Annotated in this window: 6 protein-coding genes; 3 read left to right on the top strand and 3 right to left on the bottom strand. The window is 69.1% G+C overall.

The features are described from left to right. The first annotated feature begins 26 nt into the window (after positions 1–26). From F0U44_RS05990 to F0U44_RS05980, 3 genes are all read left to right on the top strand, one after another. Positions 27–1,403, top strand: a complete 1,377-nt coding sequence (locus F0U44_RS05990; protein ID WP_149727279.1) for an NAD-dependent malic enzyme — start codon at positions 27–29, stop codon at positions 1,401–1,403. Then, positions 1,400–1,798: a homing endonuclease associated repeat-containing protein gene (locus tag F0U44_RS05985; RefSeq protein ID WP_149727278.1), complete on the top strand. Its 399-nt coding sequence runs from the start codon at positions 1,400–1,402 to the stop codon at positions 1,796–1,798. Before F0U44_RS05990 ends, F0U44_RS05985 begins: the two co-directional genes overlap by 4 nt. Before the next feature lie 133 nt (positions 1,799–1,931). Next, entirely contained in the window at positions 1,932–2,864 is a 933-nt protein-coding gene (locus F0U44_RS05980; protein ID WP_149727277.1) for a hypothetical protein, read from the top strand. Positions 2,865–2,919: 55 nt separating this feature from the next. Here F0U44_RS05980 and F0U44_RS05975 read toward each other — a convergent pair whose 3' ends face one another. The 3 genes from F0U44_RS05975 to F0U44_RS05965 form a co-directional block, all read right to left on the bottom strand. Then, a complete protein-coding gene (locus tag F0U44_RS05975) occupies positions 2,920–6,786 on the bottom strand; it encodes a beta strand repeat-containing protein (protein ID WP_149727276.1) in 3,867 nt (1,288 codons plus the stop codon). Further along, on the bottom strand, positions 6,702–7,139 hold the full coding sequence (locus F0U44_RS05970) for a hypothetical protein (RefSeq protein ID WP_149727275.1): 438 nt from the start codon (positions 7,137–7,139) through the stop codon (positions 6,702–6,704). The genes F0U44_RS05975 and F0U44_RS05970 overlap by 85 nt, the downstream gene beginning before the upstream one ends. Before the next feature lie 204 nt (positions 7,140–7,343). Further along, positions 7,344–11,555, bottom strand: a complete 4,212-nt coding sequence (locus tag F0U44_RS05965; protein WP_149727274.1) for a beta strand repeat-containing protein — start codon at positions 11,553–11,555, stop codon at positions 7,344–7,346. Between the last annotated feature and the right edge of the window lie 78 nt (positions 11,556–11,633).

Raw genomic sequence — 11,633 nt, 5'->3', positions numbered from 1 at the left:
GCCTCGGAGGGGTCTTAGGTAGCCACATGAGCGTCACGCCGTCGTCGTACTCCATCACCATGCGGCTCTATGCCGCGCCCGACTACGCCGTCGTCGGCACGGTCGCGACGACCATCGCCGAGGCGGGTGGCATCACAACGGCGATCGACGTCGCGGAGTCGCGCCACGACCGGCTGGTGCTCGACGTGACCTGCAGCGCGACCGACTCCGACCACAGCGAACGGGTCGTCGCGGCGGTGGCCGCCATCGAGGGCATCACGGTCCACAAGGTCTCCGACCGGACCTTCCTGCTGCACCTCGGCGGCAAGATCGAGGTGGCGAGCAAGGTGCCGCTGAAGACCCGCGACGACCTGTCGATGGCCTACACCCCGGGCGTCGGCCGGGTCTGCATGGCGCTCGCCGAGCACCCCGAGGACGTCGCGAAGCTGACGATCAAGGGCAACACGGTCGCCGTCGTCACCGACGGCTCAGCGGTGCTGGGCCTCGGCAACATCGGGCCCGGCGCGGCGCTGCCGGTGATGGAGGGCAAGGCGGCGCTCTTCAAGCGGTTCGCCAACATCGACGCGTGGCCGATCTGCCTGGCGACCCAGGACGTCGACGAGATCGTGAAAGCCGTCGAGATGATCGCGCCCGGCTTCGGCGGCATCAACCTCGAGGACATCGCCGCACCGCGCTGCTTCGAGGTCGAGGCCCGGCTGCGCGAGAGCCTCGACATCCCGGTCTTCCACGACGACCAGCACGGCACTGCGATCGTGGTGCTCGCCGCGCTGACCAACGCCCTGCGCGTGGTGCGCAAGTCGATCTCGGCGACGCGCATCGTGGTCGCCGGTGGTGGCGCGGCCGGCTCCGCGATCGTGTCGCTGCTCCTGGCGGCCGGCGCCGAGGACGTCGTGGTGTGGGACCGCGAGGGCCTGTTGGCCTACGACGACGACAGCCTCCCGCCGGCGAAGAAGCAGCTCGCCTCGATCACCAACCCGCGGTGCATCCACGGCACGCTCCAGGACGGACTGAAGGACGCCGACGTGTTCATCGGCGTGAGCGGCCCGGGCGTGCTCCAGCCGGAGTGGATCCAGGACATGGCCGAGGGCGCGGTCGTCTTCGCGCTCGCCAACCCCGACCCCGAGGTCGACCCGGTCGAGGCCGCGAAGTACGCCGCGGTCGTGGCGTCCGGTCGCTCCGACTACCCCAACCAGATCAACAACGTGCTCGCCTTCCCCGGCGTCTTCCGCGGACTGCTCGACGCCCGCGCCACCCAGGTGACGACCGACATGTTGCTGCGGGCGGCGAGCGCGATCGCGGCGGTCGTGTCCGACGAGGAGCTGCACGCGAGCTTCATCATCCCGAGCGTGTTCCACCCCGACGTGCCCGGCGCAGTCGCGGCGGCGATCCGAGGGCCCGAGTGAGTCGAGCTCCCGAGTTCAGCGATGCCCAGCTGCGCGCCGCCATCAGTGCTGCGGCAGCCGAGCTCGGCGAGCCGCTGACCGTCGGTGCCTACGACACGTGGCAGCGCTCGCACGACGCGGCGTCGCCGGCCCTGGTGATCCGCCGGTTCGGCTCCTGGACCCAGGCCTGCGCGGCGGCCGGCGTCCGCACCAACACCACCCGCTCGACCAGTCGGCGCTGGACCGACGACGAGGTCGTCGAGATCGTCGCGCGCTATCTCCGGTCGCCGGGGAGCACCGGCTCGTTCGCCGACTACAGCGGGTGGGCGAAGGACCAGGAGGGGGTGCCGAGCGGTGCGACGCTTCGCCAGCGCTACCCCTGGGCCGAGATCAAGGAGCGGGCGCAGCGGTCGTAGTCATGCGCGTGGGTCCGCGGACTCACGGCAAGAACCATCCCTTCGGGCAATGTCAGGGCAGGTAAAGGGGTCTAGCGTCAATGGGGCGACGGACCATCATGGGGTGGTTCGCGCTCACCGGCGGGGAGTCCCGATGCACACCTTGACGCAGGTTCCACGGGCACTGGTTGCCCTCGTTGTCGGGATCGGGGCCGTGCTGGCCGCGTCCTTCGCCGTCATCCCGTCGGCCAGTGCCGCCAGCCACTCCGGGGCCCTGGTCGTGGAGGGGCCCAAGGGGTCTGACTACACCGCTGGTCACGCGGTCAGCCTCGTCGGCAAGGAGGGGGCGACCATGACCTACACCTTCCAGGTCCGCAACACCGGCACGGCGCTGGCGCAGTACCGCCTCAACATCAGCGACTGGACCGGTGCGCAGGCTCAGCTGTACGACGGCAAGCTGCTCCTCAAGCCCCTGGCGAGCAGCCCGGACGGCTACTACACGAAGGCGCTTCCGCCGGGTGGCAGCCAGACCCTGACCCTCAAGATCCCGATCCCGCTCGGGACCGCCGCCTACGAGCACTACTCGACCGTCAACCTCTACGGGACCGATGGATTCTTCATCGACACCGTCTACCTCATCGCTGAGGAACCGGCCCTGCTCAGCGGTGGGACTGCCGCTGACCTGTTCCTGAAGAACGGCAGTCAGTTGGCCGTTGGTGGACCGGGACGCACCAACCAGATCATGACGGCGCCGACCATCAGCGGCACGCAGACCGCGAAGTTCTCGGTGACCCTCCAGAACTCGACGGCCCCGTCGGCGAGCATCGGGTTCTGGCTCGAGAACACCTACGCCGGCATTTGCGCTCCGGTCGTCACCGTCAAGGACGGCACCCTCGACGTGACTGCTGCCGCCATCGCCGGAACCTACGCGACACCGCCGTTGGCCCAGTCCGACAAGCGGAAGCTGACGGTGACGGTCAAGAACATCGGCGGCGGCTGCTCGTTCGTCCAGATCTTCGCTCGTGCGAAGCCCTCCGGCGGGTTCTTCACACAAGTCTCTGTCATGGAGGTCAACACGGCGGCCTGAGCCGCGGCCGTTCGCGCCCGGGGTCGCCCGGGCTGAGCCTGCCCGTCGGCGCCTCTCAGTCGTCGTTGATGATGCTGACGAGGCCGAACGTGTCCACGATGGTGCCGCCCATCGGATCGGAAAGGTTGAGCTTGAACGTCTCGGTCGGTTCGACCGTGGGGTCTCCCTTGACCGTCAGCACCACCGTTCGGGTGGTCTGACCGGGGCTGAACGTCACGATCGTCGCGGCCTTGGTGACGAAGTCCGAGCCTGCGGTCGCCGTACCGCTCGCCGTGGTGACGACCAGGTCCGACGTGCCGCCGGTGCTGCCGCTGCGCGTCAAGGTCACGATGACGGTCTTGGTGCCCGCGTCACCCTCGACGACCGCGGCGTCCTGGACCCCGATGGAGGCGAGGTCGTCGTTGAGGATGACCCCGAAGCCGAGGTCGTCGGAGACCACGCCGCCCACCGGCGCCGAAAGCGCGATGCCGAAGGCCTCGAACTCCTCGGGGTAGGTGTCGCCGAAGATCGTGATCGGCACGGTCTTCGTCGTCTGGCCGGCGGTGAAGGTCACGGTGGTGTCGACCGGGTCGAAGTCGTATTGATCGGTCGAGCCGTCGATCGTCGTGACGTGGACCGAGGAGGCGCCCGAGACGTCACCGGAACGAGTGATCGTGGCAAGTGCCGTGGATCCCCCGACATTGCCCTCCTCGGCGAAGGGGTCGTCGACGGAGAAGTACGTCGACGGGGCAGCCTCGATCGGGCCCTCGTTGTCCACGATCGTCCCGGTGGCCTCCGCGTCGGCGACGAAGACGTCGACCCCGGTGAGCGTCAGCTTGAAGGTCTCGTTGGACTCGGCGACGGCGTCCCCCTTGACCTGGACGACGACGGACTTCGTCGCCTCGCCGTCGCTGAAGGTCACCGTGGCCGGGGCGAGGGCGACGTAGTCGGAGCCGGCGGTCGCGGTGCCGTTGGCGGTCGCGACGTCGACCGACGCAGTGCCGTCCAGGCTGAGGCTGCGAGTCAGCGTGAACGTCAGCGCCGTGGTGCCGGCGTTGCCCTCCGTGACCTTCGCGTCGCCGACGGACACCGATGCGCCGTCGTCGGTGAGGATCGTCGCCGTCGCGCTGGTGTCGATGATGGTGGCCCGGACGGGGACACTGAGGTTGAGCTTCAACGTCTCGTCGTCCTCGATCGCCGTGTCGCCCTGGACGGTGACGGTCACCGATCGCGTCGTCTGCCCTGCCGCGAAGCTCACCACGGTGGGGGGGAGCGCGGTGTAGTCGCTGCCGGCGGTCGCGGTGTCGTTGGCCGTGGCGACCTTCACCGAAGAGGTGCCGCCCGTGCGACCGGACCGAGTCAGCGTGAACGTGATCGACTTGGTGCCGCTGCTGCCCTCGACGACCACCGCGTCGTCCACGGCGATGTAGGCAGCGTCGTCGTTGACGATCGTCGCCGTGCCGCTCGCATCGCCGATCGTCGCGCCGACGGGCGCGCTCAGGTTGAGGCGGAGGGTCTCGCTCGCCTCGACCTCGGCGTCACCCGTGACGGACACGGTGACCGTCTTTGTGGTCTGCCCGGGCGTGAAGGTGACGGTGGTCAGCGGGACCGCCGTGTAGTCCGTGCCGGCGGTAGCGGTGCCGTTGGCGGTCGCGACCTTGACTGACGAGGTGCCAGCAGTGCCGCCGCTGCGGGTCAGGGTGAACACCGCGCTCGCCGTGCCGCTGTCGCCCTCGACGACGCTCACGTCGTCGACCGCGAGCACGACCTCGTCGTTGGTGATCGTGGCGGTGCCGGAGTTGTCCGAGATCGTCGTGCCCACGGGAGCGCTGAGGATCAGGTTGAAGGTCTCGTCGGGCTCGATCGCGGTGTCGCCGTTGATGGTGACGTTGACCGTGCGGGTGCTCTGCCCGACCGCGAAGCTCACGGTGGTCAGCGGTACGGCGACGTAGTCGGTGCCGGCGGTCGCCGTCCCGCCGACCGTAGCGACCTTCACCGACGCCGGCGAGCCGGTCGCGCCCGACCGGGTAAGAGTGAAGGTCGCGGTCGTCGTACCGCTGTCGCCCTCGGCAACGGTGACGTCGTTAACCGAGGTGCTCGCGGAGTCGTCGTTGGTGATCGTCGCCGTGCCGTCGGCGTCGCTGATGGTCGCGCGCACCGGGGCGCTGAGGTGGAGCCGGAAGGTCTCGTTGGGCTCGATCGCGGTGTCGCCGGTGACGTCGACGTTGACCGTCCGGGTGGCCTGCCCGGCGGCGAAGCTCACCGTCGTGAGGGGCACCGCCGTGTAGTCGCTGCCGGCGGTGGCGGTGCCGTCCACGGTCGCGACCTTGACCGAGGACGTGCCTCCGGTTGCTCCACTCCGGGTGAGGGTGAAGGTCGCCGTCGCCGTTCCGCTGTTGCCCTCCGCCAGGCTGATGTCATCGACGGCCAGGGTCGCGGAGTCGTCGTTGGTCAGGGTGGCGGTGCCGTCGGCGTCGCTGATGGTCGCCCGCACCGGGGCGCTGAGGTGCAGCTTGAAGGTTTCGTTGGGCTCGATCTCGGTGTCCCCCGTGACGTCGACATCCACGGTGCGGGTGGTCTGTCCGACGGCGAAGGTGACGGTGGTGAGCGGTACCGCGGTGAAGTCGCTTCCTGCAGCCGCCGTGCCGGCCACGGTCGCGACCTTCACGGTCGCACTCCGGTGGGTCGGACCGCTCCTGGTGAGTGTGAAGGTCAGCGTCGAGGTCCCGGCGTTGCCCTCCACCTGGGTGACGTCGTCGACCGCGATGGTCGGCAACGGCCGGACCGTCAGGGTGAAGGTCTCCTCGGCCGGCGGATCGGTGCCGTTCCAGGCGTGGAGCGTGAGCACGTGGTTGCCGGCCGCTGACGAAGTGCCCGCGATCGTGCCGGTGCCGTTGCCGTTGTCGGTGAAGGTCACCCCGGCCGGCAGTCCGGTTGCCGACAGGATCGGGACCGGGGTGCCGGAAGTGGTGACCGGGACTGTGAAGGCAGTGCCGATGTCGACAGTCGCCGACGAGGAACTGGTGATCGCCGGGGGGACCCCGACCGTCGCGCCGGGCTCGACGGCGCCGGCCGCGCACTTGGTCTGGCCCGGTTGCGGTCGCGCGCGAAGGCGCTGGTCGTAGCCCGGGCACACGGAGATGCCGGCCAAAGTGGTCAACCGGGGTACGACGCGGAGGGCGCCCGCGCCGGAGGGCAGCATGGTGAGAGTCGGTCCGCCGTTGTCCTGCAGGGGGCCGAGACCGGGGCTCGTGTTGACGCGGTCCGAGGACTGGGTGATCCCGCACGCCACGCCGTTGGAGTCAGTGATGTTGTAGCCGACCGAGACGAAATCGAGGTCGCCGCCACAGTTGCCGCCGGGGTTGTCGGCGACGATCGAGTTGCCGATGGTGACGGTCGCCCGATCGGTGGCGAGCGCTGAGTTGCTGTTGCCGTTGCCCGCGATCGTGCTGTTGACGATCGTGGCGCTGCCGATGACGGCCTCGAGTGCGGTGGCACCGCCCCCGGACGTGTTGCCGGACACCGTGCTCCCGTTCATCACGAGGTCGCTGGCCACGATGCCCCCCGTCCCGAAAGCGTGGTTGCCGGAGATGGTGCTCCGGTAGATCCGGACCGGACCCTGGAGGAACAAGCCGTTGATGCCGCCGCCGGAGCCGTTGGGAGCGTCGTTGTCGGACACCGTGCTGTCGATCAGGGTGAGGACGCCGTCGTCGGCCCCTTGGTAGATGCCGCCTCCGCCGTACATGTAGGTCGCGTTGTTGCCTGCCACGAGGCTGCGGATCAGGGTCAGGTCGCCGGTGTTGTAGATCCCGCCCCCCGAGTTGGCCTCGCTGTCGGAGACCGTCACGTCCTCCAGCGTCATCTCGCCGACGTTGAAGATGCCACCGCCCACGCTGCCAGCGGTGTTGGCTTGGCCGTTGTCGATGACCAGGTCCCGCAGCACCGTAGAGCCCCCCCAGTTCTCGACACCACGGTGAAGCTGCCAGCGCCGTCGAGGACCGCCGGCGACGCTGCGTCCTCGCCGGTGATGACGGTGCTGTATTGGAGGCCACTGATGAAGATCTCGTCGTGGATCGTGCCCGAAACGTGGACCGTCGCTTCATGCTCGACCAGCGCCAGCGCGTAGCTCACCGTGAGGCACGGACTGGCGACCGATGCGCACGTGCCCGAGTCGGTGCCGCCCTCGGCTACGTAGAAGTGGGTGGTGGCAGCGTGGGCCGGTGGCGCTGGCAACGCGGCGAGCCCGATCGCGCTCAGGCTGCCGGCGAGGGTGGCGCGGAGGGATGACTTCAGCATCGGGGGACCTGCTTCGGGGGGAGCTCACGAGGGGGGTCGCGAGACGGCCTCGACGCTACTCCCGCGCGGGAGCGCGCGACGCGGGTTCCGCGAAAGGTTTGCCGCACCGGACAACGGCGGTCATCCGATCAACCACAGGTTGATCCGATCCCTGCCGATCAGCGCCGTCGGGACCTGCCCAGCCTCTGAGGATCCGCTGCACTCTCAGTCGTCGTTGAGGATCGTCGCGACACCGAAGTCGTCGCTGACGGTCGCGCCGGAGTGGGGGCTCACGTAGAGCCGGAACGTCTCGTGCGGCTCGACCGCGGTGTCGCTGTTGATGTTGACCGTCACCGTCTTCGTGGCCTGGCCCGGGTTGAAGGTGATCACGGTCGCTGCCTTCGCGACGTAGTCGGTCCCCGCGGTCGCCGTGCCGCCGTTGGTCGCGACATAGACCGAGGAAGCAGCCGCCAGTGAGCCGGAGCGGGTCAGTGTGAAGGTGACGGCCTGCACGCCCGTCTCCCCCTCAGCGAGGGCCGTGTCCAGGACTCCGACGGAGGTGAAGTCGTCGGTGAGGATGGTCAGGACGCTCAGTGGATCGGACGCGACCCCGTTGGCGGCGCCGTACAGCACGAGGGTGAAGGACTCATCCTCCTCGGCCGCGGCGTCGCCCAGGACGGTGGCGGTGACCGTCTTGGTGCGCTCACCGGCAGCAAAGCTGACCGTCGTGTTCACCGGGTTGTAGTCGGACTGGTCGGCCGAGTAGTTGCCCGATCCCACCCTGACGGACGACGCGCCGGAGACGTCGCCGGTGCGAGTGATGGTCGCGACGATGGGGGTTCCGCCGGCATTGCCTTCCTCGACCGCTGCGTCGTCGATCGAGAAGAACGTCGTGGGTGCCGCCTCGGGCGGTCCTTCGTTGTCGACGATCGTGGCCGTGCCGCTCGTGTCGCCGAGGACGGCGCCGACCTCGTTGGTGAGCTCCAGGCTGAACGTCTCGTTGGATTCGTTGGCGGTGTCACCCTTGACCGCGACCACCACCGACTTCGTGGCCTCGCCCGCGGCGAAGGTGATGGTCGTCGGCGGCAGCGCGACGTAGTCAGACCCGGCGATCGCCGTGTCGTCCCAGGTCTCGACGTCGACGGACGACGGCTGGCTCAGGCTTTGGCTGCGCGTCAGGGTGAAGGTGACGTTGGTCGTCCCGGAGTTGCCTTCCGTGACCTCCACGTCGCCGACCGACACCCACGCCTTGTCGTCGTTGACGATCGTCGCCTTGCCGCTGGAGTCGATGATCGTTGCCCCGAGGGCAGCACTGAGGTTCAGTTGCAGAGTCTCATCGTTCTCCACCACGTCGTCGCCCCGGATGACGACAGCGACAGTCCTCGAGGTCTGTCCGGCCGCGAAGCTCACGGTGGTCAGCGGCAGGGCAGTGAAGTCGCTCCCTGCGGTCGCCGTCGCACCAGCAGTGGCGACCTTCACCGAAGAGGTGCCAGCCGTCCTCCCCGAACGCGTGAGGGTAAACGTGGCGGTCTTGGTGCCGGTCATGCCTTCCCTGACCACGACGTCGTCGACTGCCACGTAGGCGAAGTCGTCGTTGCTGATAGTCCCTGTGCCGCTCGGGTCGGCGACGGTCGCACCGACCGGGTTCGTCAGGTTCAGGGCGAACGTCTCGTCGGCCTCGACCGCGGTGTCGCCGGTGATCGGGAGGGAAACGGTCCTCGTCGCCTGACCGGCCGCGAAGGCGACCGTCGTGGTCGCCAGTACGGCGTAGTCCGTGCCGGCGGTCGCCGAGCCGTTGGCGGTCGCGACGTCGACCGACGCCGCGGCGTCGAGCGAGCCGACGCGCGTGAGGGTGAATACCGCGGTCGTGGTCCCGCTGTTGCCCTCGAGCGCGGTGACGTCGTCCACGCTGAAGGCGGAGTCGTCGTTGGTGAGCGTGGCGGTGCCGGTGGCGTCGCTGATTGTCGCGCCGGTCGCGGCGCTGAGGTTCAGGGTGAGGATCTCGTTCGGCTCGATGACGGTGTCGCCGGTGATGGTGACCTGCACGGTCCTGGTGGTCTGGCCGGCGGCGAAGCTCACGGTCGTGAGCGGCAGCGCGGTGTAGTCGGAGCCCGCGGTCGCGGTGCCATTGGCGGTCGCCGCCTTGACCGACGCGGTGCCGCCGGACGCACCGGACCGGGTGACGGTGAAGGTGGCGTTCTTGGTGCCGGTGTTGCCCTCGGCGAGGGTGATGTCGCCCACCGCGAGGGATCCGGAGTCGTCGTTGGTGAGGGTGGCGGTGCCGCTGGCGTCGCCGATGGTGGTGTTGGTGGGGGACCTGAGGTTCAACGTGAGCGTCTCGTCGGGCTCGATGACGGTGTCGCCGGTGATGGTGACGTTCACGGTCCTGGTGGTCTGGCCAGCGGCGAAGCTCACGGTCGTGAGCGGCAGCGCGGTGTAGTCGGAGCCCGCCGTCGCGGTGCCGTTGGCGGTCGCCACCTTGACCGACGCGGCGCCGACGGTCGCGCCGGTGCGGGTGAGGGTGAAGGTGGCGTTCTGGGTGCCGCTGTCGCCCTCGGCCAGCGTGACGTCGTCGACCGACACGGAGGCGTCATCGTTGGTGAGGGTCGCAGCACCGGTCGCGTCGCCGATGGTCGCCCGGACCGGCGCGCTGAGCTTCAGGGTGAGCCTCTCGTTGGGCTCGATGACGGTGTCGCCGGTGATGGTGACGTTCACGGTGCGGGTGGTCTGGCCGGCGGAGAAGCCGACCGTGGTGAGGGGGACGGCCGTGTAGTCGGCGCCCGCGGTCGCGGTGCCGTCGCTGGTCGCGACCTTGACCGAGGAGGTGCCGGTCGTCGACCCCGTGCGGGTCAGGGTGAAGGTCGCGTTCTTCGTGCCGCTGTGGCCCTCGGTCACGGTGACGTCGTTGACGGACACGGTTGGCGGCGGGAGGACCTGGAGGTCGAAGGTCTGGACGGCCTCCGAGAGGTAGCCCGTCGTGGCGGTCAAGGTGATCGAGTGCGTGCCCGACAGCGTCGTCGACCCGGTCAGCGCCCCGGTCCCGTCGCCGTGGTCGGTGAAGACCACCCCGTTCGGGAGGCCGGTCGCGCTCAGGGCCGGGGTGGGCAGGCCGGTCGCTGCCACGGGCAGGTTCATTGCGGTGCCCGAGTTGACCGTCGCCGAGGAGGCGCTGGTGAACTGCGGAGCCTCGGCCGAGGTGCTCCCCGGCTCCGTCGCACCCGACACACACGCCGCGAACCCCGGCTGGGGCCGGAGCCGGCCCCGCTGGTCGGGGCCGTCGCACACGTCGACACCGTGAAGTGTCGTCCCTGTCGGGATCACGCGCTCGGCGCCGGCTCCCGAGGGCAGCATCGTCAGCGTCGGACCGCCGTTGTCCTGGAGCGGCCCGAGGCCCGGAGAGGTGTTGGTCCGGTCGGTGCCGTGCGTCAGTGCGCACACGGCCGAGTCTTCGTCGGTCAGGTTGTAGCCCGCCGACACGAACGTACCGGAGTAGATCGTTTTGCAGGAGGGGTAGCGGTTATCGGAGGTGTTGTCGGCGATGATGTTGCCGGCCAACGTGACCGTCGCGCCGTCGGTGTGGACGGTCGCGCCGAGTTCCGAATGGTTGCCGGAGATCGTGCTGCCCACGATGCTCGACAGCGCGTGATCACCCCAGAAGTAGAACGCGCCCCCGTAGTCGCCGCTGTTGCCGGAGAAGGTGCTGTCGACCACCGTCACGTGATCGGCGTTGATGGCGCCGCCCCTGTGCGCCGAGTTGCCGGTGAAGGTGCTCCGGACGACGTAGAGAGGCGTCCAGTTGGCGTCGATCGCGCCACCGTTGACTGTTGCATGGTTGTCCGAGAAGGTGCTGTCGATGATCCTGATCTCGCCGTTGCCTCCTTCCGACCAGATCGCGCCACCGAGGTAGGAGACCGAGTTGCCGGTGATGGTCGAGCGGATCAGAGTCACGTCGGCCTCGTAATTGAAGATGCCGGCACCTTGGTTGGGCCCGGGATTGGGCCCGATCGTCACATCGGTCAGGGTCAGGTCGGAGTACTGGTTGTCGATCGCGCCGTAGCCGCCCTCGATGCGCAGGTTGTCGAGCCTGACGGTTGTGTGGCGGTTTTCCAGCGTGGGGTCGACCTGGCCGGAGCCGTCGAGGATCGCCGGGCTCGCCGCGCCGGCGCCGGTGATGGTGAGGCTGCCGAACCAGATGTCGATGTTGTCAACGATCCTGCCGGAGACGTGGATCGTCCCGCCGTCCGCGACCTTCATCTGGGCGTACGTCATCGTGCCGCACGGGCTGCCCGACGTGCACGCCCCGCTGTCGGTGCCGCCCTCGGCGACGTAGACGTGGCCGGCGAGGGCGTGGGCCGCCGGCGCCGGCAGCGCGATGAGCCCGATCGTGGCGAGGCCTGTGGCGAGGCTCCCGGCGAGGGCAGAGCGAGCGAGTGACATGGGATCGAACCTAGGGAGACGGCGTTCCCGGAACGTTCCCGCGGCGGACCGGTCGGGGCGTATCGTCGGCAGCGACCA

Origin of the sequence: Nocardioides humilatus (assembly GCF_008373755.1) — a bacterium.
Taxonomy (GTDB): domain Bacteria; phylum Actinomycetota; class Actinomycetes; order Propionibacteriales; family Nocardioidaceae; genus Nocardioides; species Nocardioides humilatus.
Note: the sequence above shows the minus strand (reverse complement) of the source record. Positions and strands in the feature narration are given on the sequence as shown.

Coding starts and splice junctions, on each gene's coding strand:
- F0U44_RS05970 (WP_149727275.1), bottom strand. CDS start 7,139: ATGCTGAAGTCATCCCTCCGCGCCACCCTCGCCGGCAGCCTGAGCGCG.
- F0U44_RS05990 (WP_149727279.1), top strand. CDS start 27: ATGAGCGTCACGCCGTCGTCGTACTCCATCACCATGCGGCTCTATGCC.
- F0U44_RS05965 (WP_149727274.1), bottom strand. CDS start 11,555: ATGTCACTCGCTCGCTCTGCCCTCGCCGGGAGCCTCGCCACAGGCCTC.
- F0U44_RS05980 (WP_149727277.1), top strand. CDS start 1,932: ATGCACACCTTGACGCAGGTTCCACGGGCACTGGTTGCCCTCGTTGTC.